Consider the following 23,156-nt stretch of genomic DNA (forward strand, 5'->3'; position numbering starts at 1 on the left):
CCGCGCAGCGGAGCCGTTCGCTATCGCTCCCGCTTGTAGAGGAACGCGTTGTCCGGCTGCGGCATGCCGATGGTCTTGTAGAACCCGATCGAGTCCGGCGCCGACAACAGCAGGCACATCGATTCGGGTCCGGCGAGGCGCCGCGTTTCCGCGATCAGACGCTTGCCGATGCCATGCCCCTGATACGCGCGATCGACCGCCAGATCGGACAGATAGCAGCAATAGGCGAAATCGGTCAGCGCGCGCGACACACCGACCAGCGTGTGCCCTCGCCGCGCCGTCACGATCAGATTGGCATTGGCGATCATGCGCTCCAGCCGCTCGACATCCGCCAGCGGCCGCCGCTCGCCTAGGCCCGACTGCCGCAGCACCTCGATGAACTCGTCGACGCCGATCGAGGACTCGCGGGTATAGAGAATTTCGTCCATCAGCTTGACCTCAGTCGCAACGGGCCGGACCACACGCGCGGGACCATGGTGGATTACGCCGGACCAATCCACCCTCATGCCGTGATGGCACACATACGACTGACCACCGTCGGCAGCTGCAGCCGGCAATCTCGTCGGGATTTCAGAGGATGATCACGCCACCGAGGCGGATTGGCTGGGGAACCTGGATTCGAACCAAGACAAACAGAGTCAGAGTCTGTTGTGCTACCGTTACACCATTCCCCAAGAATAATCCGTGGTATCAACAGCTTAGCTGGATGACTGGACATCTCGGTGTAGCGGGTTCGCCTGCCAAATCAGCGCCCCCGCGAGAGCGACCTTCTACCCGCTTGATCCCGCCCTTGGCAAGCATTGTTGGCGGGGAATGGGCGTGAAAATCGCTGCCCGCGAAGGCCCTTCCACCAAGCGTCAGTACAGCCCGCCCGTCCCTGACCGCATCACGGCCCGATCGGCGTCCGGCGAAATGCCCTGCTGGGTGCCGTCGATCACGTCGGTGCCGGCGACCATCCCGGGATCATTGAACGGCGGCGCCTGGCCCGGCTTGAAGGCTTCGAGCACCACGCCCCTGTTCTGGCCAGGCGTGGCACGCAGGCCGGTCTTGGCATCGACGAGGACCAGCCGGATGCCGACCGGCTGCTTGAACGGGGTGGCGGGCTTGTCGGCCAGCGCGAGCTTCAGGAAGTCGCGCGCGATCGGCGCCGCGGTGTGGCCGGCCTGCGCGTTGCGGCCGAGCGAGCGCGGCTTGTCGTAGCCGACATAGAGACCGACCACGAGGTCCGGCGAGAAGCCGACGAACCAGAGATCCTTGGCCTCGTTCGAGGTGCCGGTCTTGCCGGCGAGCGGCTTGCCGACGTCCTTCAGCGCGGTGCCGGTACCGGCCTGAATCACGCCCTCCATCAGCGAGGTGATCTGGTAGGCGGACATCGCGTCGAGCACCCGCTCGCGGCGGTCGACGAGCTGCGGCTCCGGCTGGTTCTTCCAGCCCTCCGGCGCGTCGCAGCCGCGGCATTCGCGCTGATCGTGCTTGAAGATGGTGTGGCCGTAGCGGTCCTGGATGCGGTCGATCAAGGTCGGCTTCACGCGGACGCCGCCATTGGCGATCATCGAATAGGCCGTGGCCATCCGCATCACCGTGGTCTCGCCGGCGCCGAGCGCGTAGGCGAGATAGTTCGGCAACTCGTCATAGACGCCGAAGCGCTTTGCATATTCGCCGATCAGCGGCATGCCGATTTCCTGCGCCAGCCGCACGGTCACGGTGTTGAGCGACAGCCGCAGCGCGTTGCGCAGCGTCACCTGGCCCTGATACTTGCCGGTGGAGAAGTTTTCGGGCCGCCAGATGTTGCCCTGCCCCTGGTCGATCTCGATCGGGGCGTCGATCATCATGGTCGATCCGGTGTAGCCGTTGTCGAGCGCCGACGAATAGACGATCGGCTTGAAGGTCGAGCCGGGCTGCCGGTAGGCCTGCGTCGCGCGGTTGAACTGGCTCTGGTCGAACGAGAAGCCGCCGACCATCGCCAGCACGCGGCCGGTGTGCGGATCCATCGCCACCATCGCGCCCGACAGTTCGGGGATCTGGCGCAGCCGGTACTGGCCTTCGACGCGCTGGCCGTCCTTGCTGAAGAGCGGGTCGGCGTAGATCACGTCGCCGGGCTGCAGCACCTGCGCCACCGATGTCGGCGTCTTGCCCTTGCTCTTGGCCCAGCGCACGCCGTCCATCGTGATGATGCCGGTCTCGCGCTGCTTGCTCACGGCGCCGCCGAGCTCGCGGCCCGGCTGGAAGCCGATCCGTGCCGACTGATCGTTGCTCTCCAGCACCACCGCCATCCGCCACGGCGAGATGTCGGAGAGCGACTTGATCTCGGCGAGCGGCACGCCCCAGTCACCGGACAGGTCGAGCTTCTGGATCGCGCCGCGATAGCCCTGCTGCTCGTCATAGTTGACGAGCCCCGCCACCATCGCCTTGCGCGCCATCACCTGGACCTTGGGGTCGAGCGTGGTACGCACCGACAGGCCGCCTTCATAGAGCTTCTTCTCGCCATAGCGCTCGAAGATGTCGCGGCGGACTTCTTCCGAGAAATATTCCCCGGCGAAGGTGTGCGCGCCATTGCTGCGGCTGGTGACGGTCAGCGGCTCCTTGCGCGCCTTGTCGGCGTCGGCGGCGGTGATCCAGCCGTTCTCTTGCAGACGGTCGATCACGTAGTTGCGCCGCTCGACGGCGCGCGCGCGGTTGCGCACCGGATGCAGGCTGGCCGGCATTTTCGGCAGCGCCGCCAGATAGGCCGCTTCCGCGACCGTCAGTTCATTGACGGACTTGTCGAAATACACCAGCGAGGCCGCCGCGATGCCGTAGGCGCCAAGGCCGAGATAGATTTCGTTGAGATAGAGCTCGAGGATCTTGTCCTTGGAGTAAGCCCGCTCGATTCGCATCGCCAGCAAGGCTTCCTTGATCTTGCGGGTGAACGACACCTCGTTGGTCAAAAGGAAGTTCTTGGCGACCTGCTGGGTGATCGTCGAGGCGCCCTGCGGCCGCCGGTTGGAACCGAAGTTCTGGATGTAGGCGACGCCGGCGCGCGCCATGCCGGTGTAGTCGACGCCGCCATGCTCGTAGAAATTCTTGTCCTCGGCGGCGAGGAACGCGTTGATCACGAGCTTCGGCACCGCCTGGATCGGCAGATAGAGCCTGCGCTCCTTGGCGTATTCGCCGAGCAGCGAGCCGTCGGCCGCGTGCACGCGGGTCATCACCGGCGGCTCGTAGTTCTGGAGCTGCGAATAGTCGGGCAGGTCCTTGGAGAAATGCCAGAACAGCCCTGCGACCGCGGCCAGACCAGCCAGGAACAGGATGGTGCCTGCGGTGAACAGGAACCCGAAGAACCGCAACAGAAATTTCATCGACCAGATTTCCGTGGCGAATACGTCGCTCGTTCTGAGCGCGCTGCGTGCCACTTAGGTCGCCCGGTATATCGGTCGCTCCAGGGACCTGCAATTCAACACCGGAGAATTAAAGCAAGCCAGGCGTCAAACTTATGCCATAGAGCCCGGCTCGCGCCCGCAGCCAAATCGGCAGACCTCGCCGGCTGGGGCTGCCCGCGGAGGCTGCATCGATCTTCGCTGCAGCGCTGGGCGATTCGTGCGCCGCGCCTGATAGCGCTGCGGTCTCGATACGCTCGCGCGGAGAGCACGTTACGAAAGAAAAGCGCGGGCCGGACGGATCGATTCCCCTTATCCGGCCGCCGATTTGGGTGCTGCGACATCAGAAACCGGTGGACAGCGCCGGCGCGCCAGTCACATTAAGGATTTGTTAACTATAACTACCGCAAGTTGTTGGCATACACCGACTCGCGACGGGCTGATTTTGATGGCACTGCGCGGATTTAGACGGCCTTTTACGGCCGACCCGAATGTCCTTGGATTTCCAAAACCACCCACGTCGGCCATGGGCACAGAAGCCTTGGACCTCGTCTATCAGGCGGCGGATTTGTTCCGCAGCATCGAGGACCGGGCCCGCGCCGGCGAGGCGCGCGCCGAGGCCGCCGAACAGGCGCAGCTCGAAATCATCGCCGCCACCGAGCGCAAATTGAGGGATGCGTCGCGGGCGCTTGAGGAAGCCCGACGACGCATCGAGTCCCAACAGGAGCAACTCGATGCGGCCGAATTCCGCGCCCAGGCCGCCGAAGCCGAGGCGCGCGAAGCCAAGCAATCCTTGGCCCTGGTCGAAGACGCGATCCGCCGGCGCCTGCTGCTGACCAGCGGGCACGACGACCACAGGTCGACCGCCGTCGCATGACGCGCGGCGCCGATCAATTGGAGCAGTAGCCCGCATGAGCGGAGCGACATGCGGGAGCTCAACAAGACCCGGATATCGCTTCGCTCATTCGGGCTACGGCAGGCGTCACCATCAATAACCTGCGGCGAGCCCCGAATTGCGCCGCGGATCGTTCGCGCCATAGAAGCGGTTGTTGCCAACCGGCTTGCCGCCCAGCGACGGCGCGCCGATGATGATCACCGCGAGGTGGTTGGCCGGATGCGGCGGGCCGAATTTGTGGCCCATGCCCTCCAGGATCTTCCGCGTATCCGGCGACAGCGTGTAGTCCTCGAGGTTGGTCGCCTCGGGAAGCCACTGCTGGTGGAAGCGCGGCATGTCCACGGCCTCCTGCGCGTTCATGCCATAGTCGATGGCGTTGATCATCGTCAGCAGCACGGCGGTGATAATGCGGCTGCCGCCCGGGGTGCCCATCACGATGGCCGGCTTGCCGTCCTTGGAGACGATGGTCGGACTCATCGAGGACAGCGGACGCTTGCCGGGGACGATCGCGTTGGCCTCCCCCTGCACCAGCCCATACAGGTTCGGCACGCCGACCTTGGCGGTGAAGTCGTCCATCTCGTCATTGAGCAGCACGCCAGTCTTGGCCGCCGTCACCTTGGCACCGAACCAGTCGTTCAGCGTGTAGGTGACCGACACCGCATTGCCGTCCTTGTCGGCAATCGAATAGTGCGTGGTGTTGCTGCCCTCATGCGGCGGAACGCCGGGCTTGATGTCCCTGGACACACCGGCCTTGGCCGGGTCGATCGCGGCACGGATCTTCGCGGCGTAGGTCTTGTCGAGCAGGCGCTCGAGCGGATTCTTCACGAAGTCCGGATCGCCGAGATAGCTGTTGCGGTCGACATAGGCGTGGCGCATCGCCTCGATCTGGTAGTGCACCGCTTGCGCCGAATGGTAGCCGAGCTCCTTCAGCGGATAGCCCTCGAGGATGTTGAGCATCTCGCAGATCACCACGCCACCCGAACTGGGTGGCGGCGCCGAGACCACGTGGTAACCGCGATAGTCACATTCGACCGGCGCCAGCTCGCGAACCCTGTAGTTGTCCAGATCCTCCTGCGTCAGCAGGCCCTTGCCGGCCTGGCTCGCGGCGACGATCGCCGCGCCGACCCAGCCCTTGTAGAAGCCATCCGTGCCGCGCTTGCTGATCTCGCGCAGCGTCTCGGCGAGCTCATGCTGCGTCAGCCGCTCGCCGACCTGGAACGGCTTGCCGTTGTTGAGGAAGATCGCGGCCGAGGCCGGATCGTCCTGAAAATCCTTGGTCGAGGTCTGCAGCATGCTGACGTCGCCCTGGTCGAGCACGAAACCATCGTCCGCAAGTTGCAGCGCCGGCGCGATGACGTCAGCGCGCTTCATCGTGCCGTATTTCTCGCGCGCATATTCCATCCCGGCCACCGAACCCGGTACACCGACAGCGAGATGCCCCTTGGTCGACAGCCCCGGGATGACGTTGCCGTCCTTGTCGAGATACATGTCGGCAGTGGCGCCCTTCGGCGCGATCTCGCGGAAATCCAGGAAGGTCTTGCGGCCGTCGGCGAATTGAATGGTCATGAACCCGCCGCCACCGAGATTGCCGGCGGCGGGATAGGCCACCGCAAGCGCGTAACCCACGGCGACCGCCGCATCGACCGCATTGCCGCCCTGCTTCAACACCTCGACGCCGACCTGCGTGGCAAGACGTTGCGCCGACACCACCATGCCGTTCTCGGCCGCGACCGGCGCAACCGAGGCTGCCCGACCGGGAGCAGCCGACACGATGCCGATCGAGACGAGCGCGGCGACCATCCATCGCGCGCGGGCCGTTGGATTTTGCATAAAAGTCTCCCCGGGGAATGCCGGCTTGTCGCGGCTTGCGGTGCTATTTCAACGCGTACATCTAGCAGGCCGCACGCGCGCGCACTATAGGCCCGCGCGGTCACCGCTGCTTGCCCGCAGCCGGCTGTGCCGTCTGCCATAGGCCGCATAGATCACAAGCCCGATCATTAGCCACACCGCGAGCCTGATCCAGGTGTCGAGCGGCAGGCCGAACATCAGGAACAGCGAGGTTGCAGCGGCAGCGGGGGCCACCAGCCAGATCGCCGGCGCCTTGAACGGACGCGGCAATTCCGGATCGCGCACGCGCAGCACCAGCGTGCCGATCGAGACCACCGTGAATGCGAACAGCGTGCCGATCGAGACCAGTTCGCCGACCAGCCCGATCGGCAACAGCCCACCGAGAAGAGCGGCCACGGTGCCGGCGAAGATGGTCGAGACATAGGGGGTCTGGAAGCGCGGATGGATCTTAGCGGCAAAGCCCGGCAGCAATCCGTCATGCGCCATGGCGCGAAAGATCCGCGGTTGCGCCAGCAGCATGATGAGGATCACCGATGTCAATCCGAACAGGATGCCGAGCTTGATGAACGGACCGAGCCAGCCGATACCGATCGCATCGATGCCGACGGCGATCGGATCGGGCACGCTGAGCCGGTCATAGGGCACGATGCCGGTCAGCACAAATCCGACCGCGACATAGAGCGCGGCGCAGATCACGAGCGAGCCGAGAATTCCGATCGGCATGTCGCGCTCCGGCGTCTTCGCTTCCTGCGCCGCGGTCGAGATCGCGTCGAAGCCGATATAGGCGAAGAACACCACTGCCGCGCCGCGGACCACGCCGGACCAGCCGAACACGCCAGGACCGGCATTCGGCGGGATCAGCGCGCCCTCCGGGTTGCTCGCCGTCACCCAGTTCGCCAGCGTCACCGAGGAAGCCGCGGTGGCGAGAAACAGCGCGATCACGATGAGCTTGACCACGACGACGAAGCTGGTGAAGCGCGCGGACTCGCGAATGCCGACCACCAGCAGCGTGGTCACGAAGGCGATGATCGCGATCGCCGGGATGTTGATGACCGCACCGGTCGACGACCACGCGCCGGTGTTGACGTCGTAGGCGAGCGGCGCCGAGGTGAATTGCGGCGGCAGGTTGATGCCGAAATCGCGCATCAGACTGACGAAATAGCCGGACCACCCGACCGAGACCGCGATCGCGCCGACCGCGTATTCGAGGATCAGGTCCCAGCCGATGATCCAGGCGATCAGTTCGCCGAGCGTGGCATAGGCATAGGTGTAGGCGCTGCCGCAGATCGGTACCGTCGACGACATCTCGGCGTAGCACAGGCCGGCGAAGGCGCAGGCCACCGCACCAAGCATGAAGGAGAGCGTGACCGCGGGACCGGCATTGGCAGCGGCCGCGTGGCCCGTCAGCACGAAGATGCCGGCGCCGATGATGCCGCCGATGCCGAGCGTGACCAGTTGCAACGCCGACAGCGAGCGCCTGAAGATCGGCGTCTCCGCGTCGCCATCGGCGCGCGCCGCCTCCCGCAACAGGTCCGAGGTCGACTTTCGGTCCCAGAAACCGGCCAGAGCATCTGTCACGCCGGGTGTCCTCCGCCGCTCGGGTCCGGCGGGACCCGACACGATCGGCGGACTATAACGCGCCTAACGTCCAGTCGTTCGCGCGCCGGGCGAGTGCCGGCGCCCTTATCCACCGCCAAGCGCGGTGCAGGCCTTATCGGCAGGGATGGCGGCGGCCGTCGCGGCCAAGGAAGGTACCGGACGCTGGATCGAATGAACGGTAACGCGCGCAGGCGGAAGATGGCTCCGCCGCAGGCATGGCACCGTAGGCGTTCGCCGGATTGCGCCCGCGCTGCGCGGCCTCCTGGGCCTCACCCCATGGCGTCAGGGCGCCGCCGTTGATTGCGCTGCGCCCGGGATTTTGCGCGTCGAAATATGCCGGCTCCGACATCTGGGCCGCGACCGGCGTGAACGTCATTCCCACGAGCAGCACAACGGCTGCAACGGCCTTGAATCCGGCCATATGACCTCTCCGATGCATCAACTGAAAACTGTCCAAGAGCGGCGGTGTCGCTCTTGTGCCCGCGATCGATATGGTGCCGGCCAAGGTCCGGACCCAGGGACCGGGAGGTCACAATGGCGCGAGCCCAGCGGTCTGCGCGGCACTGCAACCGCAGCCCGAGACATACGTCCTGCCGACGCTTCAGTGGTTGTGCACGTCGGGCCGCGGGTCGGAGACGAAGCCGTCGCGGTTCGGCATCTTGATGGCGGCCAGCGACTTGGCGTCGAGCACCGCATTGGCCGGCACGATGCCGTTCAGACTGAGGATGTAGGCGGACACCGCATAGACGTCCTCATTGCTCAGCGACTGCGGCGCGTTCTGCGGCATCGCGCGGCGGATGTAGTCGAACAGCGTCGGGGCATAGGGCCAATAGCTGCCGACGGTGCGGATCGGTTTTGGGCTCGCCAGCGTGCCCTGTCCGCCGACCAGGCGGTCGCCGACGCCGCCCTGCCCATTGTCGCCGTGGCACGCCGCGCATTGCTCGCTGAACACGGTGCGGCCGCGCTCGACGCTGCCGTTGCCCGGCGGCAGGTTGGAGCCGTCACGGCCGATATCGATGTTCCAGCCGGCGATCTCGGCAGGCGTCGCCGCACGCCCGATGCCAAAGCGATCCTCGGCCTGCCCGGCAGTCGCGAGCATCGCGACCGCACTCGCAAGGAACGCCGCCTTGAGCTTATGCCTGGCCATTGGTCACCTCACCATTCGCATCGATGCGCCAGGGCCAGATCGCGTTGTTGTGGTAGAACGAGTTGAGGCCGCGCACCTTGACCAATTCCGCCAGCGTCGGCTGCACGTATCCGGTCTCGTCGATGGCGCGGCTCTGGATCACGGCGGGTTTGCCGTCCCAATGCCAGGGCAAGCGGAAGCGCGTGAGCGCGCGCGTCAACACCGGCTCCTGCAATTCGGCCTGCTGCCAGCTTTTACCCTCGTCGAGCGAGACCTCGACGCTCTTGATCTTGCCGTGACCGCTCCAGGCGATGCCGGTAATCTCGTGAAAGCCCTGCGCGGTCAGCTTCTGCCCGCCGGACGGCCGCGTGATGATCGACTTGGCTTCCATATAGAAGGTGAATTCGCGCGACGTGCCGTCGGGCATCGGGTCGGTGTATTTCGAGGTCTCCTCGCGCGAATAGGCCGGCTCGGCGACGACCTTGAGCCGGCGCAGCCACTTCACGTTCATGTTGCCCTCGAAGCCGGGCAGCAACAGGCGCAGCGGATAGCCCTGCTGCGGGCGCAGCCGCTCGCCATTCTGGCTGTAGACCAGCATGGCGTCGTCGAGGCATTTCTCGATCGGGATCGAGCGCGTCAACGCAGCGGCGTCGGCGCCTTCGGCCACGATCCATTTGGCGCCGGCCTGCAGGCCCGCCTCGTCCAGCACCGTCTTGAGCGGCACGCCGGTCCATTCCGCACAGCTCAGGAGGCCGACGAGGTCGGAGGCCGTCTTGCCGTAGGGCTTGGTGTAAACCGGATTGCCGGAACACTCGAGGAAGTGGATGCGCGACTGCGACGGGAAGCGGCGGATGTCCTCCATCGTGAACACCAGCGGGCGATCGACCATGCCATGCAGCACCAGCCGGTGCTCGGCCGGGTCGATGGTCGGCACGCCACCATGATGGCGTTCGTAGAACAAACCGTTCGGCGTGATGATGCCGTCGAGCTCCTGCAACGGCGTGCGGCCTGAAGCGGAGATGTATTGCGGCAGCGTCTTCGAGATGTTCTTGACAACAGCCTTCTCGTGAACCGACGGCGTGCCATAGGGCTGGCTTCCCATCGGGTCGCCGGGCGCTTTCATCCATTCCGGCACGTTGGGCGGAAGATTATTCCCCTGTTCGGCAAGCGCGGTAAAACCGGCAACTCCCGATATCGCGGAGCCACCGGCCAGAGCTGCACCGGCCTGAAGGAATCGCCTGCGAGACGCCTCTCGCACGCGCTTGTCCGTCGTGTGTTCGCTCATCGACGTTTTCCTCTGACGTTACCAGAGCATGATCCGGAAAAGTGCGAAGCGGTTTTCCGAAAAGATCATGCCAGGACAACAATCCAAAGCGCGATGACGATTCATCGGGCTTTGGTGCAGCCTAACACCAAAGGGCTGAGGCGAGGCAATGCTCTATCGCGCAGAGCTGCATCGACGGCGCGTGATGGCCGTTGTTCGACAGTGTTTGCTTGCGTTCACATCCGTTCGCCGGGCAATTGACTGGCTTGCTTCACCCACGCGGTGAATTGGGCTTCGTCGAGCTCGTCGTTCTCGTGAATGTCGAGATAGCGCGTGTGCTGCTGCTTGGACTCGCCCGGCGGCACCGGATGCAGCGACGCACCGCGAAAGAACGCCACCTTGACGTAGCGCGTGAAGACATGGATGCCGAGGAACCAGCCTTCCCCTTCCATGCCGTAGAGCGGCGAGTTCCACTTCACCGCCTTATGCACGCCGGGGACGGCACGCACGATGAGCGCGTCAAGTTTGCGTCCGACGTCGCGCTTCCACCCCGGCATCGCGGCGATATAGGCTTGCACCGGAGCGTCACCATATCCCTTGGCGATCTGCGGATTGCCGCCCGCGAGCAGACGCGGCTTTGCAGTGCCACGCCGCGGCGCTCTTTTTCGCACCCTTCGCCGACGTCTTTGGCGTCTTGCCAGCCATTGTGCCCGCTCTCACCGGTTCACGTCTCGCGTGCAGCGCAGCGCCCGCCGTCGCGAACCGGATCATATCGGTTGCGCGTCGGTGTTGTCGTCAGCGAGCGCGCGTGTTCGCGGCGGCGTATCGACGCGCTCGGGCGGCTTTTCGTGCGGCGGTCTGGCATCTAGTCGATCACGGGCGGGGTGCCGTGGGTGTGAAACGACTCGATCGTCTTCAACCCCCACGCCTGTCCCTTCCTGCGCTCTTCCTCGGTCCACACGATCGGCTTCCAGTCCGGCGCGAGGATCAGGCGTGCGCCGGCGTTGGCGACCTCGACGCGGTTGCCGCCGGGTTCATAGACATAGAGGAAGAAAGTCTGCTGGATCGCGTGCTTGTGCGGCCCGGTCTCGATATGCACCCCGTGCTCGAGAAAAATATCCGCAGCACGCAGGATCTCCTCGCGGCTGTCGAGCGCGTAGGTAACATGGTGAAACCGGCCGCGCTTGCCGTAATGGTCGCGCGTATAGGCGAAGTCGTAGCTCTTGTTCGACATCGTCATCCACATCGCGGCTTCCGTGCCGTCGTTGAGTACGATCTGCTCGGTGGTGCGGCAGCCGAGGTAGTCTTCGAAGAACAGACGGTTGGCCTTGATATCGACCGCGAGGCAATTGAGATGGTCGAGCCGCCGCACATTGACGCCGCGCGCCGGAAAGCGCTGCGCCTGGTTTTTCAGCGCGGGCTTCAGCTCGGCCGGCGCCTCGTACCACTCGGTCTCGTAATAGAGCTCGATGACATGGCCGTCGGGGTCGCGGCAGCGGAATGCCGGCCCCTGCCCCATGTCACCGTCGATCCAGCCGATATCGAACCCCGAGCCCTTCAGCGCGGCAACGCGGCGTTCGAGCGCCTGCGGGCTGCGCGCCCGCAGCGCCATGTGCTCCATCCCTGAAGCCTTCGATGCCGTCAGCTTCAGCGAATAACGCTCGTAATCGTCCCAGCCGCGCAGATACACCGACTCGCCCTTGCGGCCGCTAACGGTCATGCCCAAGACGTCGACAAAGAATTTCAAGCTCTCGTCCGGCTTCGGCGTCAAAAGCTCCATGTGCCCGAGATGCGCGAGATCGAAGATCGGTTCCGGCTGCATGGATGGCCTCCCTCCGCGACGACGCCGGATCGACGACTTGCGGTTGGACAGGTGAGCGGCGCGCCGATTTGTACTAGTGTACAAATGATTAGGTCCCGTCAACAAATTACTGGCGACGGCAATTGCGCTCGCAGGGCATTCCGTGGCCGGAATCACCTCGTGAAAGCGGTCAAGGCAGGCGTCAGGCGACCGAGACGGCCTTCTCGCGATCCGACGACAGGAGCTTGCGGATTTCAGCCGATGACACCGGCCGGCTGAACAGATAGCCCTGCATCTCGGTGCAGCCGAGGATGCGCAGCAGGTTGCGCTGCTGCTCGGTCTCGACGCCCTCCGCGGTCGTGGTCATGTCGCTGGCAGCGGCGATGTTGACGACGGCCTGGACGATCGTGGACGACGCGCCGGTCCCGGCGAGATCCTTGATGAAGGCGCGATCGATCTTGATCTTGTCGAAGGGGAAGCGCTGCAGATAGCTCAGCGAGGAATAGCCGGTGCCGAAATCGTCGAGCGCGATACGGACGCCGAGTTCGCGCAGCTGATGCAGGATATCGAGCGCAGCCTCGTCGTCGCGGATCAGCACCGCCTCGGTGATCTCGAGCTCGAGCCGCGAAGGTGCCAGACCTGTCGCGGCGAGCGCGGCGGCGACGTTGAGTGCCAGCGTCTGGCTCTTGAACTGGATCGGAGACACGTTGACCGCGACATGAACATGCTCCGGCCAGTTCATCGCCTCGCGGCACGCGGTGTTGAGCACCCAGTGACCGAGATCGTTGATCAGGCCGGTGTCCTCGGCGATCGGGATGAAATCCGCCGGCGAGATGGTGCCGCGTTCGGGATGACGCCAGCGCACCAGCGCCTCGCAGCAACTGACCTGCCCCTCCTCGAGATGGAGCAGCGGCTGATAGTGCAGCTCGAAGCTGCCGTCGGCGATCGCCTGGCGCAGCTCGAGCTCGAGGCTGCGCCGCGCCTTGGCGCGTGCATCCATGCCGGTCTCGAAGAACCGGTAAGTGCGGCGGCCGTCGCTCTTGGCTCCGTAGAGCGCGAGGTCGGCATTGCGCAGCAATTGATCGATGTCGAGGCCGTCGGCGGGCGCAACCGCGATGCCGATGCTGGCATCGGTGGTGATCAGATGCCCGCTGCAGTCGATCGGCCGGCGGATCGCCTGATAGATCGCAGCGAGGAGCTGCATGGTCTCGGTCTGATCGCGGACGGCGGTCTGGATCACGGCAAACTCGTCGCCGCCGAGCCGCGCCGCGACGTCGGTGTCCCCAACGCAGCCGCGCAGGCGGTCGGCGACCGCCCTGAGCAATTCGTCGCCGATCTGATGGCCGAGCGCGTCGTTGACGGCCTTGAACTCGTCGATGTCGATATACATGACCGCGAGCTGCTGATCCGGCCGGATCGCCTTCAGCAACCGCTCCAGGCGTTCGCGGAACAGCACGCGGTTCGGCAGGTCGGTCAGCGCATCATAATGCGCCATGTGGGCGATCTTGTTCTCGGTGCGCGTGCGCTCCGTGACATCCTGGATGGTCGCCACCCAGCCGCCTTCCGGCAGCGGCTTGTTGACGATCTCGATCGCGCGCCCGCCCGGCGCCTGCGTCAGCTGACGCGTGGCGCGGCCAAGCTTCACGTTGCCGATGATGGCGTCGCAGAAGTCGTCGACGTCGCCGTCGAACGAGCCCGTCTCCTGTCTGTGCGCAATCAGCCGGTGCATCGTGCAGCCGGGCTTGGCGACGTCGGGCGAAAGCCCGAACATCTCGATGTAGGGACGGTTGCAGATGATGATGCGCGCCGATGCATCGTAGAGCACGAGGCCCTGCGGAATGTTGTTCACGGCGGTCATGAGATTGCGACGTTCGCTGGCGAGCCGTTCGTCGGAGATTTCGTGCCGCTTGAGCAACAGGAAGACGATCACGGCCATGATCGCGAATGCCGCCATCAGCAGGCCTTCGCGCTCGCTCCATTGCGCGGTCGCGCTTCCGAGCAGGCTGCCGACCAACAGGCCGGCACAGAACGCCAGCCCCTTGGTCGAGCCGGCATCGGCATTTCCTGACGATGAATTGCGGTGTTCGATGCGCACGCTGATCTCTCCCAGGGCGCGGCATCGTTACGCAGCACAAATGGAAAGGTCGTTACAACTCGCAGTTAGCAATCGGTTACGCGATACCGGGTGACAGCGTATGACAAATCGCGCCCAATGCCCCGTAAACCTACGGAGCTGCCGATGCACTCCTCGGAGATGGTGAATCCCGCCTTAACGGAAAAACCGGGAAACAAACGCGGCTGTGCCGGAAAGCGACGATTCCGCTGCCGATGCGCGCGACAGCGCATATTCTCCCGGTACGATAGAAACAAATCGTCACCGGGAAGGTGTAGATTTAGCCGATGCGGACCCCCGGCGACTTAACGGTTTTTCCAATCCCGGGCGGGCATATTGGTCCGGACATTTAGATTTTGAGAACGAGCCAGGCTGGAACTGTGACACCCTTCGGACGTGTGATCTCTGTGCGCGGCTCGCAGGCCCGGGTTGGGCTGCTGGCGGGCGGCCAGATGCAACTTTCGGAAATGCGAGCGACCGTCGGCCGGTTCGTCAGTATCCGCTGCGCAAGTTCGGTCATCGTCGCCATGATCACCGAAGTGACGTGCGAGAACCTGCCGGCATCCGACGAATACATGGCGACCGCCTCGGTCGACCTGCTGGGCGAGATCCTGGGCGGCGACCGCCCGAAATTCCAACGCGGCGTCACCCACTATCCGACCATCGGCGACAGCACCGATCTGATCACGAACCAGGAGCTGCGCACGGTCTATGCGCCGAGCGGCTCGGACCAGATCAATGTCGGCACGCTGCAGCAGGATCGTTCTGTCATCGCCTATGTCGACGTCGAGGAGATGCTCTCCAAGCACTTCGCGGTGCTCGGCTCGACCGGCGTCGGCAAGTCGACCGGCGTGTCGCTGCTGCTCAACGAGATCCTGAAGTCGCGGCCGAACCTGCGCATCTTCCTGCTCGACGTGCACAACGAATATGGCCGCTGCTTCGGCGAGCGCGCCCAGGTGCTCAACCCGCGGAACCTGAAGCTGCCGTTCTGGCTGTTCAACTTCGAAGAGATCGTCGACGTGTTGTTCGGCGGCCGGCCCGGCGTGCCCGAGGAGCTCGACATTCTCGCCGAGGTGATCCCGATGGCGAAGGGCATCTACACCCAGTACCAGAACTCCGACCGGGTCGGTCTCGGGCTGAAGCGCATCGACCCCAAGCAGGTCGGCTACACCGTCGATACGCCGGTGCCCTATCGCCTCGTCGACCTGATCTCGCTGATCGACGAGCGCATGGGCAAGCTGGAGAACCGCTCCTCGCGCATCATCTATCACAAGCTGATCTCGCGCATCGACGCGGTGCGCAACGATCCGCGCTACGCCTTCATGTTCGACAATGCCAATGTCGGCGGCGATACCATGGCCGAGGTGATCAGCCATCTGTTCCGCCTGCCCGCCAACGGCAAGCCGATGACGATCATGCAGCTCGCCGGCTTCCCCGCCGAAGTCGTCGATTCCGTGGTGTCGGTGCTGTGCCGCATGGCGTTCGATTTCGGGCTGTGGAGCGACGGCGTCTCGCCGATGCTGTTCGTCTGCGAGGAAGCGCACCGCTACGCCTCGGCCGACCGCAATATCGGCTTCGGGCCGACCCGCAAGGCGGTGTCGCGCATCGCCAAGGAAGGCCGCAAATACGGCATCTATCTCGGCCTGATCACCCAGCGTCCGGCCGAGCTCGACGCGACCATCATCTCCCAGTGCAACACGCTGTTCACGATGCGCCTCGCCAACGACCGCGACCAGGCGCTGCTGCGTTCCGCGGTCTCGGACGCCGCCGCCAACCTGCTGTCCTTCGTGCCCTCGCTCGGCACCCGCGAGGTGCTGGCGTTCGGCGAAGGCGTGGCGCTGCCGACCCGGCTGCGCTTCAAGGAGGTGCCGCCGCACCAGCTGCCGCGCGGCGAGGCCACCATCGCCACGGTACCGTCGGTCACCGCCGGGCATGACATGCATTTCGTCAGCGCCGTGCTGGAGCGCTGGCGCGGCGCCACCTCGCATCGCGACAGCCCGAGCGGCGACGCCAACTTCAACTCTCCCGCGCCGGCGCGCAGCATGGCGCCGGCCGAGGCGCCGATGCTGCAGCCCTCGCTCGGCCTTGATCCGGACCGCTTCTCGCTGCTGAAGAAGCCGCTGCGTTAGCCGAATTCCGCCAAGGCGCCGATGCGCCTTGCGCCCAAGGCGTCATCCACTATGGTCTCGCGTGACGCCGCATCCAGGCGGCACGCCGGAACCATCTCATGACGCAGCCGACCGCAAAACGCTTCCCGACGCCCGCTCTCGACAAGCTCCCCGAGGACATCCGCGCCCGCATCCTGGCGGTGCAGGAGAAATCCGGCTTCGTGCCGAACGTCTTCCTCACGTTGGCCTATCGCCCCGACGAGTTTCGCGCCTTCTTCGCCTATCACGACGCGCTGATGGAGAAGGACTCCGGCCTCTCGAAGGCCGAGCGCGAGATGATCGTGGTGGCGACCAGCGCCGCCAACCAGTGCCAGTATTGTGTGATCGCCCACGGCGCGATCCTGCGCATCCGCGCCAAGAATCCGGAAATCGCCGACCTGATCGCGGTCAACTACCGCAAGGCCGACATCACGCCGCGGCAGCGCGCGATGCTCGACTTCGCCATGAAGGTGAGCCGCGCCGCCGAGGAAGTCTCGGAGGCGGACTTCGCCGCGCTTGCCGCCCACGGCTTCAGCGACGACGACGTCTGGGACATCGCCGCGGTTGCGGCATTCTTCGCGCTGTCGAACCGGCTCGCCAACGTCACCGGCATGCGGCCGAACAGCGAGTTCTACATGCTCGGCCGGCAGCCGAAATAGAGGACGCCTTGGCGGACTGGAGCGAGATCGTCCTGCGTCTCGGCGCGGCCACCCTTGCCGGTTGCGCGATCGGGCTCGACCGTGACCTGCGCGGCAAGCCGATCGGCCTGAAGACGCTGGGTCTCGTCAGCCTCTCGACAGCCATGGTCGTGCTGCTGGCATTGCAGGCCGTCGAGCCCGGCAAGTTCACCGACGCGGTGAGCCGCGTGATCCAGGGCGTGCTGACCGGCATCGGATTCCTCGGCGCCGGCGTGATCGTGCGGCAGGGCGACCGCTTCCAGGTCCGCGGCCTGACCAGCGCCGCATGCGCTTTCTTCGCCGCTTGCGTCGGCATCGTCTGCGGCGCCGGACATTGGCCGATCGTCGTCACCGCCGTCGCGCTGGCGTTCCTGCTGTTGACCTTCGGCAAGCGGACCGAGCGGTGGCTGCACCACGCGCTCGGCGGCAGGGAGGATCAGCACGGGCCGGCGGTGGCGGCAGATCAGTCGTCAGATGCCGGCCCGCACCAGCCGGGCAAATAGACTGCGTCCTTGCTGCGGCCGAGCGCCAGTCCCTTCTCCAGCGCCTTGGCGAAATTGTTCTCCACCGTCTTGCGCGGGATGTGGCGGCGCAGGAAATCGGCCCACAGGAATTCGCTGAATGGCGTCGTGTCCTTGGCAAAGCCGCCCGCCCTGCGCATCTCGCCGGCGAGGCTGCGGAACGGATCGTCCCTGAGGTCCTTGATCGATTTCGGAATGTCCTTGAAGTGGCGGCGCTCGCCCTTGGAATCGTAGGGATAGACCCAGCGCTTGTTGTCCATCACGCCCCAGAACACGTCACGCTCGACCATCGTGAGATCGCCGATCACCGTGACCAGGATGTCCTTGACGCCCTCGTCGTGCAGCGCCCGCGCCATGTGATGGTGATCGACCACGTAGTAGCGATCGTCGGGACCATGGACGACCGGGATCATGTGCTTGCCCAGCAGTTCGGCGCGCTTCTTGTCCGACTTGTGCTCGCGCCAGCGCTTCCGCTTCTCCGTCACCTCCTGCATGCCGACCGTCATCTGGGTCGGCCGCAGCGACAGGATCGGGACCGGTTTGACGTAAGGCTCGCGCGTGTGGGCCATGATTTATGCTCCCTTTTGACCGGCACTCCGGAACGGGTTCCACTATGTCATGAGCCCGCAGGCGGGTGAAAGAGTCCGGTGTGCCGGAATGGCTTCACGAAGCGGTGGGGGCCGATGGCCGGATGGTCCGCCCTCGGCTGTCGATGCTCCCGGGCTGTCAATGCCCGGGCTGTCAATGCCCGGGCGCGCAGCCTCAACCTCCGTGACGGCGTTGCAGCGCAAACTGTGCATGCGCGAAGGTCGAACGAATATGTCGACATGGTCATCGCCGAGCATCCCGCGCGCCGCAGCAGCCGCCTCGACGGCAAGCCAGTTCCTGGAGGTGATCGACGCATGAATACCACCTCTGCGCGCACCAAGATTTTAGGTGTGAAGTGCAGCGAACATGCTAAACATAACCGGCGACGCGACCGGACTGACAACAGTGAAGACGCAGCGGCCAATCTCCTCGGATGCCGAGCACGTGGTGCTCAAATTCCGGCCGCGTACCTCGGCGCAGCCGCCCGGCAAGCGCGAGGAGCCGCACCGAACGACGCGCCCGGCTTCCGTTGCCAACGATCTCTCTCGCTATGAGAAGCCGCGCGAGGAGCCGGACGATTTCCGCCAGCGCATGCTCGCCAACATCGCCGCCTTCGCCTTCACGGTGGCGCTCACCGCGATCGGCATCTGGCTTGCCATGAGCATCGCCGATTTGCGCAAGACCCAGGATTGCGTGCTGATGGGCCGCCGGGATTGCGCGAAGATTACGGTGATGCCGCGCAGCTAGGCTGGCCGGAACCCTGCCCAAAAACCGTCCTTGCGATGCCGGCCAAGCTCCATTGAACTAACGGCCCTGCTCCGATATACGGGCACACGACTCCGGCACCAGCAATCGGGCATTCCGGGGCAACGCGCCCGCCTCCTCTGAGCCGACCCGGAATTACCTTCAATATATCAAAGGCTTAATGATGTCCTCCACATTCGAGCAGATCGCCAACATTATCGCGGAGACCTGCGACATCCCGCGCGACACGATCAAGCCGGAGAGCCACGCGATCGACGATCTGGGGATCGACAGCCTCGACTTCCTCGACATCGCCTTTGCCATCGACAAGGCCTTCGGGATCAAGATGCCGCTCGAAAAGTGGACCCAGGAGGTCAACGACGGCAAGGCCACGACGGAGCAGTATTTCGTGTTGAAGAATCTCGCCGACCGCATCGACGAGCTGGTTGCAGCCAAGAACGCGGGCACGGGCACGGGCTCGTAATCGCCCATCATGCAGCTCGAGATCTTTCAGCTGATTGATCGGATCGTCGACCTCAACCTCGACGCAAGGACCATTGTCGTCGAGGCGGATGTTCCGCCCGGCAGCCATTCGGTGTTCGCGGGGCACTTCCCGGGCTACCCGATCATGCCCGGCGTACTGCTGACCGAAGCAATGGCCCAGAGCTCGGGCTGGCTGATCCTTGGTCTGACCAAGTTCGAGCGCATGCCCTTCCTCGCCATGGTCAAGGAAGCCAAGATGCGCGGCTTCGTCAGCCCCGGCTCGGTCCTGACCATCGAGGCCAAGATCGAGCACGAAGGTTCAGGCTTCGCCGTGGCCTCGGCGAAGGTTCGCGTCGGCAAGGAGCTCAAGTGCAATGCCGAGCTGACCTTCCGTCACATCCCCTTCCCCAGCCCGGACTTGCGCGTGCACATGGATGCGATGGCCGCCAAGATCGGGTTTCCGCAGCAGGCAATGAGTAATGGCTGAGAAGGAAGTCTGGATCACCGGCGTAGGCCTGCTCTCCTCGCTTGGCGAGGGACTGGATGCGCATTGGGAGGCGCTCGGCGCCCGGCGCGTCAATGCCGACGAGAAGCGTCTCGCGCCATACGTGATCCATCCGATCGCTCCCGTCAGCTTCGACGCCCAGATCCCGAAGAAGGGCGATCAGCGTCAGATGGAAACGTGGCAGCGGATCGGCACTTATGCCGCCGGGCTGGCGCTCGATTCCGCCGGCGTCAAAGGCAATCAGGAAATCCTGTCGCGGATGGACATGATCATCGCAGCCGGTGGCGGCGAGCGTGACCTCACTGTCGACCTGGCGATCATGAACGCCGATGCGCAGGGCAAGCTGCCGCCCGCCCTGCTCAACGAGAAGCTGATGAACGAGCTGCGCCCGACGCTGTTCCTGGCGCAGCTCTCCAACCTGCTCGCCGGCAACATCGCGATCGTTCACGGCGTGTGCGGGACCTCGCGCACCTTCATGGGCGAGGAAGCCTCAAGCATCGACGCGGCACGGATCGCGGTCGCGCGCATTGGAGCCGGCCAGAGTGACATCGCCTTGGTCGGCGCCGCTCATAACGGTGATCGCGGCGACCTCTTGATGCTCTATGCATTCGGCGATCTCGCCCTCAAGGACCAGCATAGCTCGGTCTGGGCCCGCAGGAACAACCCGGGCTTTGCCATCGGCTCCGCCGGCGCCTTCCTCGTGATGGAATCGCGCGAACATGCCGAGGCCCGCGGCGCAAAGCCGTACGCCAAGCTGACCAAGGTGGTCGCCGACCTTGCCCGACGCAAGGAGCCGGGCGCCGTGACGAAATCGCTGCAGACGTTGTGGCCGCAGCTCGGCGTCAGCGGCGACAGCGGTATCCTGATCACGGGCGCGACCGGCGCCGAACCTGCGACCGCTGAAGAGCGTGCATTCCTCAGCCAGCATGCCGGCTTTGCCGTCCGCGCCACCGGAACGACCTTTGGCCACACCATGGAGGCGCAGTTCCCGCTCGGGCTCGCGCTGGCCGCGCTGTCGATCTCGCGCGGCGCGCTCTATCCGGCCAACGACCCGACCGGGCTGGAGGTTGAAAAGACCGAAGCGCCAACCCAGATTGTTGTCCTGGGGGTCGGCCACTGGCAGGGCGAAGGCATGGCACTGGTCGAGGCCGTCAAGTAATTCGGCGCAAGCACCGACGGGGACACCATGACAGCACCACGCGATAAATTCGGCCGACCGATCGTCGTCGTGACCGGCATGGGAATCGTGACGTCGCTCGGCGGCGGCAAGACCGACAATTGGAAGCGCCTCACCGCGGGTGAGTCCGGCATCAAGACCGTGACACGCTTCCCGCTCGACAGTATGAAGACGACGATGGCCGGCGCCGTCGATTTCGTCACCGTCGACCCGTTCTCCTCGACCAGCCTGTCGCAGCGTCTGGCGGAGATCGCGACCGAAGAAGCGCTCGAGCAAGCCGGCATCGGCAGCAAGGGCGACTTTCCCGGCCCGCTGTTTCTGGCAGTCGCCCCGATCGAGACCGAGTGGCCGCAGCGGCTCGAAGTCGCGCGCGAGGTTCCGACCAAGGACTTTGGAATCATCGAATACCTGGCGACCTGCAGCGGCGGGAAGTTCGCGCACTTTCACCGGCGCTTCACCTTCGGCTCCGTCGCGCTCAACCTCGCCGAGACCTTCGGTACCAAAGGGTCCCCGATTTCGCTGTCGACGGCTTGCGCCTCCGGTGCGACCGCGATCCAGCTCGGCGTCGAGGCGATCCGCCGCGGCGAAACCGATGCGACGCTGTGCGTCGCAACCGACGGCTCGGTGAACCCGGAAGCCATGGTGCGCTTCTCGCTGCTGTCGGCTCTCTCCACCCAGAACGACCCGCCGCAGGCCGCCTCGAAACCGTTCTCGAAGAACCGCGACGGCTTCGTGATGGCCGAAGGCGCCGGCGCGCTGGTGCTCGAGAGCTACGAGGCCGCGATGGCCCGCGGCGCGCGCATCCTCGGCGTCGTCGCCGGCTGCGGCGAGCTCACCGATTCCTTCCATCGCACCCGCTCGGCCCCGGACGGCAAGCCGGCGATCGGCTGCGTGCGCAAGACACTCGCCGATGCTGGAATGGAGCCCGAGCAAATCGATCACATCAACGCGCACGGGACCTCGACGCCGGAAAACGACAAGATGGAGTATCTTGCGACGTCGGCCGTGTTTGGCGAACACACCAAAAACATTCCGGTGTCGTCGAACAAGTCGATGGTCGGCCACACCATCTCGGCCGCCGGTGCAGTCGAGGCGATCTTCTCGCTGCTCACGCTCGAGCATCAGCGGATTCCGCCGACGATCAACTACGAGGTGCCAGATCCCGCGATCCCGTTCGACGTGGTCGGCAACAAGGCGCGCGATGCCAAGGTGACCGCCGTGATGTCGAACTCGTTCGGGTTCGGCGGGCAGAACGCCTCACTGATCCTGACGCGCGAGCCGGCCTAGCGCTCTCGCCTCATCAGATGAAACGCCTGCTCCTTCGCACCAGGGCGCACCTGCGTGACGCCGCGAAGCCCGTGACCGACGCGGCGATCGGCGGGCTGACGATCGGCCTGCTGCGTACGACGCGCTATTTCGATCCCGAGAAGACCGCAAGGTTCTTCGGCCGCGCCGCGCATTTCATCGGCCGCCGGCTGCGCGAGGATCGCATCGGCCGCGAGAACCTCAAGGCCGCCTTCCCGGAAAAGTCACCGGAGGAGATCGAGGAGATCCTGACGGGCGTCTGGCACAACCTCGGACGCATCGGCGCTGAATTCGCGCATATCGACCGCATCTGGGACCACGATCCCCAGAATCCCGACAAGCCGGGTCGCGTCGAATTCTCGGCGCGCAGCAAGCAGCTGTTCGATCAGTTGCGTGACGACGGCAAGCCGGCTCTGTTCTTCGCCGCACATCTCGGCAACTGGGAGCTCTCTCCAATTGCCGCCGCAGCGCATGGGCTCGACGCCACCATCCTGTTTCGGCGGCCGAACATCGAAGCCGCCGACCGCGCCATCGAGCGCATCCGCGCAGTCAACCTGGGCACATTGGTCCCGGCCGGCCGCGACGCGCCGCTCAAGCTGGCGCAGGCGCTGAAGAACGGCCAGCACGTCGCGATGCTGGTCGATCAGTATTTGACCAACGGCGTTCCCGTCACCTTCTTCGGCCGCAAGACCACCGCAAATCCGCTGCTGGCGCGCCTGCGCCGGCAGATCGATTGCCCCATCCACGGCACGCGGATCATCCGCCTGCCCGACGGCCGCTTCCGCGGCGAGGTCACCGAGGAAATCAAGCCGGTGTTCGACGCATCCGGCCAGATCGATATCCAGGGCACCATGCAGGCGGTCACCGACGTCGTCGAGGGCTGGGTCCGTGAGTATCCCGATCAATGGCTCTGGCTGCACCGGCGCTGGCGGTAGACGGAGACTGTCATTCGTCATTGCGAGCGAAGCGAAGCAATCCATCTCGCCACTTGCGGAGCCATGGATTGC

General features: G+C 65.0%; 21 protein-coding genes and 1 tRNA gene. 10 read left to right on the forward strand and 12 right to left on the reverse strand.

What is annotated here, in order from left to right; all coding sequences use genetic code 11:
- Positions 1–20 precede the first annotated feature (20 nt).
- The 3 genes from J6525_RS01185 to J6525_RS01195 form a co-directional block, all read right to left on the reverse strand.
- Entirely contained in the window at positions 21–428 is a 408-nt protein-coding gene (locus J6525_RS01185; RefSeq protein WP_225641401.1) for a GNAT family N-acetyltransferase, read from the reverse strand.
- A gap of 172 nt (positions 429–600) precedes the next feature.
- A tRNA-Gln gene (locus J6525_RS01190) sits at positions 601–674 on the reverse strand.
- 183 nt (positions 675–857) lie between these two features.
- On the reverse strand, positions 858–3,338 hold the full coding sequence (locus J6525_RS01195) for a penicillin-binding protein 1A (RefSeq protein ID WP_225641403.1): 2,481 nt from the start codon (positions 3,336–3,338) through the stop codon (positions 858–860).
- A gap of 559 nt (positions 3,339–3,897) precedes the next feature.
- On the opposite strand from J6525_RS01195, the gene J6525_RS01200 reads away from it, so the two are divergent.
- On the forward strand, positions 3,898–4,233 hold the full coding sequence (locus J6525_RS01200) for a hypothetical protein (RefSeq protein ID WP_225641405.1): 336 nt from the start codon (positions 3,898–3,900) through the stop codon (positions 4,231–4,233).
- A gap of 111 nt (positions 4,234–4,344) precedes the next feature.
- On the opposite strand, the gene ggt is transcribed toward J6525_RS01200, so the two are convergent.
- From ggt to J6525_RS01240, 8 genes are all read right to left on the reverse strand, one after another.
- Positions 4,345–6,081, reverse strand: coding sequence for a gamma-glutamyltransferase (ggt, locus tag J6525_RS01205; RefSeq protein WP_225641407.1), 1,737 nt, complete (start codon positions 6,079–6,081; stop codon positions 4,345–4,347).
- 84 nt (positions 6,082–6,165) lie between these two features.
- On the reverse strand, positions 6,166–7,665 hold the full coding sequence (locus J6525_RS01210) for an amino acid permease (protein ID WP_249795876.1): 1,500 nt from the start codon (positions 7,663–7,665) through the stop codon (positions 6,166–6,168).
- 145 nt (positions 7,666–7,810) lie between these two features.
- On the reverse strand, positions 7,811–8,119 hold the full coding sequence (locus J6525_RS01215) for a BA14K family protein (protein WP_225641411.1): 309 nt from the start codon (positions 8,117–8,119) through the stop codon (positions 7,811–7,813).
- 180 nt (positions 8,120–8,299) lie between these two features.
- The gene (locus tag J6525_RS01220; protein WP_225641599.1) at positions 8,300–8,797 is read right to left on the reverse strand and encodes a c-type cytochrome; all 498 of its coding nucleotides are present in this window, start codon (positions 8,795–8,797) and stop codon (positions 8,300–8,302) included.
- Positions 8,798–8,831: 34 nt separating this feature from the next.
- The gene (gene soxC, locus J6525_RS01225; RefSeq protein ID WP_225641413.1) at positions 8,832–10,109 is read right to left on the reverse strand and encodes a sulfite dehydrogenase; all 1,278 of its coding nucleotides are present in this window, start codon (positions 10,107–10,109) and stop codon (positions 8,832–8,834) included.
- A gap of 215 nt (positions 10,110–10,324) precedes the next feature.
- Positions 10,325–10,759 carry a DUF1801 domain-containing protein gene (locus J6525_RS01230; RefSeq protein WP_312009712.1) on the reverse strand — a complete coding sequence of 145 codons (435 nt, stop codon included), beginning with the start codon at positions 10,757–10,759 and terminating at the stop codon, positions 10,325–10,327.
- A gap of 194 nt (positions 10,760–10,953) precedes the next feature.
- Positions 10,954–11,910 carry a catechol 2,3-dioxygenase gene (locus J6525_RS01235; protein ID WP_225641414.1) on the reverse strand — a complete coding sequence of 319 codons (957 nt, stop codon included), beginning with the start codon at positions 11,908–11,910 and terminating at the stop codon, positions 10,954–10,956.
- A 181-nt stretch (positions 11,911–12,091) separates the two neighbouring features.
- Positions 12,092–13,984 (reverse strand): putative bifunctional diguanylate cyclase/phosphodiesterase, encoded by a 1,893-nt coding sequence (locus J6525_RS01240; protein ID WP_312009713.1) that lies wholly within the window; start codon positions 13,982–13,984, stop codon positions 12,092–12,094.
- 398 nt (positions 13,985–14,382) lie between these two features.
- Here J6525_RS01240 and J6525_RS01245 point away from each other — a divergent pair, with 398 nt between their 5' ends.
- The 3 genes from J6525_RS01245 (at position 14,383) to J6525_RS01255 (ending at position 17,329) form a co-directional block, all read left to right on the forward strand.
- Positions 14,383–16,131, forward strand: a complete 1,749-nt coding sequence (locus tag J6525_RS01245; RefSeq protein WP_225641416.1) for an ATP-binding protein — start codon at positions 14,383–14,385, stop codon at positions 16,129–16,131.
- Positions 16,132–16,229: 98 nt separating this feature from the next.
- Positions 16,230–16,808: a peroxidase-related enzyme gene (locus tag J6525_RS01250; protein WP_225641418.1), complete on the forward strand. Its 579-nt coding sequence runs from the start codon at positions 16,230–16,232 to the stop codon at positions 16,806–16,808.
- An 8-nt stretch (positions 16,809–16,816) separates the two neighbouring features.
- The gene (locus J6525_RS01255) at positions 16,817–17,329 is read left to right on the forward strand and encodes an MgtC/SapB family protein (protein WP_092085555.1); all 513 of its coding nucleotides are present in this window, start codon (positions 16,817–16,819) and stop codon (positions 17,327–17,329) included.
- On the opposite strand, the gene J6525_RS01260 is transcribed toward J6525_RS01255, so the two are convergent.
- Positions 17,290–17,916 carry a ParB-like protein gene (locus J6525_RS01260; protein WP_057019711.1) on the reverse strand — a complete coding sequence of 209 codons (627 nt, stop codon included), beginning with the start codon at positions 17,914–17,916 and terminating at the stop codon, positions 17,290–17,292. The two genes, J6525_RS01255 and J6525_RS01260, sit on opposite strands and share 40 nt — an antisense overlap.
- Positions 17,917–18,340: 424 nt before the next feature.
- Here J6525_RS01260 and J6525_RS01265 point away from each other — a divergent pair, with 424 nt between their 5' ends.
- The 6 genes from J6525_RS01265 (at position 18,341) to J6525_RS01290 (ending at position 23,084) form a co-directional block, all read left to right on the forward strand.
- Positions 18,341–18,682: a hypothetical protein gene (locus J6525_RS01265; RefSeq protein ID WP_057019710.1), complete on the forward strand. Its 342-nt coding sequence runs from the start codon at positions 18,341–18,343 to the stop codon at positions 18,680–18,682.
- Between the two features lie 181 nt (positions 18,683–18,863).
- The gene (locus J6525_RS01270) at positions 18,864–19,163 is read left to right on the forward strand and encodes an acyl carrier protein (protein ID WP_024582229.1); all 300 of its coding nucleotides are present in this window, start codon (positions 18,864–18,866) and stop codon (positions 19,161–19,163) included.
- Positions 19,164–19,172: 9 nt separating this feature from the next.
- Complete coding sequence (locus J6525_RS01275) at positions 19,173–19,649, forward strand: 3-hydroxyacyl-ACP dehydratase FabZ family protein (protein WP_225641420.1); 477 nt, start codon at positions 19,173–19,175, stop codon at positions 19,647–19,649.
- Positions 19,642–20,826, forward strand: a complete 1,185-nt coding sequence (locus J6525_RS01280) for a beta-ketoacyl-ACP synthase (protein ID WP_092085557.1) — start codon at positions 19,642–19,644, stop codon at positions 20,824–20,826. The genes J6525_RS01275 and J6525_RS01280 overlap by 8 nt, the downstream gene beginning before the upstream one ends.
- Positions 20,827–20,853: 27 nt before the next feature.
- Positions 20,854–22,131: a beta-ketoacyl-ACP synthase gene (locus J6525_RS01285; protein ID WP_028344597.1), complete on the forward strand. Its 1,278-nt coding sequence runs from the start codon at positions 20,854–20,856 to the stop codon at positions 22,129–22,131.
- A gap of 17 nt (positions 22,132–22,148) precedes the next feature.
- A complete protein-coding gene (locus J6525_RS01290) occupies positions 22,149–23,084 on the forward strand; it encodes a lipid A biosynthesis lauroyl acyltransferase (RefSeq protein WP_225641422.1) in 936 nt (311 codons plus the stop codon).
- The last annotated feature ends 72 nt before the right edge of the window (positions 23,085–23,156 follow it).

Source organism: Bradyrhizobium australafricanum (genome assembly GCF_020329495.1).
GTDB classification, from domain to species: domain Bacteria; phylum Pseudomonadota; class Alphaproteobacteria; order Rhizobiales; family Xanthobacteraceae; genus Bradyrhizobium; species Bradyrhizobium australafricanum.

Excerpts from the sequence above, each read along its gene's own strand:
- J6525_RS01185 (WP_225641401.1), bottom strand. The coding sequence starts at position 428 with ATGGACGAAATTCTCTATACCCGCGAGTCCTCGATCGGCGTCGACGAG.
- J6525_RS01195 (WP_225641403.1), bottom strand. The coding sequence starts at position 3,338 with ATGAAATTTCTGTTGCGGTTCTTCGGGTTCCTGTTCACCGCAGGCACC.
- ggt (WP_225641407.1), bottom strand. The coding sequence starts at position 6,081 with ATGCAAAATCCAACGGCCCGCGCGCGATGGATGGTCGCCGCGCTCGTC.
- J6525_RS01215 (WP_225641411.1), bottom strand. The coding sequence starts at position 8,119 with ATGGCCGGATTCAAGGCCGTTGCAGCCGTTGTGCTGCTCGTGGGAATG.
- J6525_RS01220 (WP_225641599.1), bottom strand. The coding sequence starts at position 8,797 with ATGCTCGCGACTGCCGGGCAGGCCGAGGATCGCTTTGGCATCGGGCGT.
- soxC (WP_225641413.1), bottom strand. The coding sequence starts at position 10,109 with ATGAGCGAACACACGACGGACAAGCGCGTGCGAGAGGCGTCTCGCAGG.
- J6525_RS01235 (WP_225641414.1), bottom strand. The coding sequence starts at position 11,910 with ATGCAGCCGGAACCGATCTTCGATCTCGCGCATCTCGGGCACATGGAG.
- J6525_RS01250 (WP_225641418.1), top strand. The coding sequence starts at position 16,230 with ATGACGCAGCCGACCGCAAAACGCTTCCCGACGCCCGCTCTCGACAAG.
- J6525_RS01260 (WP_057019711.1), bottom strand. The coding sequence starts at position 17,916 with ATGGCCCACACGCGCGAGCCTTACGTCAAACCGGTCCCGATCCTGTCG.
- J6525_RS01270 (WP_024582229.1), top strand. The coding sequence starts at position 18,864 with ATGTCCTCCACATTCGAGCAGATCGCCAACATTATCGCGGAGACCTGC.
- J6525_RS01275 (WP_225641420.1), top strand. The coding sequence starts at position 19,173 with ATGCAGCTCGAGATCTTTCAGCTGATTGATCGGATCGTCGACCTCAAC.
- J6525_RS01280 (WP_092085557.1), top strand. The coding sequence starts at position 19,642 with ATGGCTGAGAAGGAAGTCTGGATCACCGGCGTAGGCCTGCTCTCCTCG.
- J6525_RS01285 (WP_028344597.1), top strand. The coding sequence starts at position 20,854 with ATGACAGCACCACGCGATAAATTCGGCCGACCGATCGTCGTCGTGACC.
- J6525_RS01290 (WP_225641422.1), top strand. The coding sequence starts at position 22,149 with ATGAAACGCCTGCTCCTTCGCACCAGGGCGCACCTGCGTGACGCCGCG.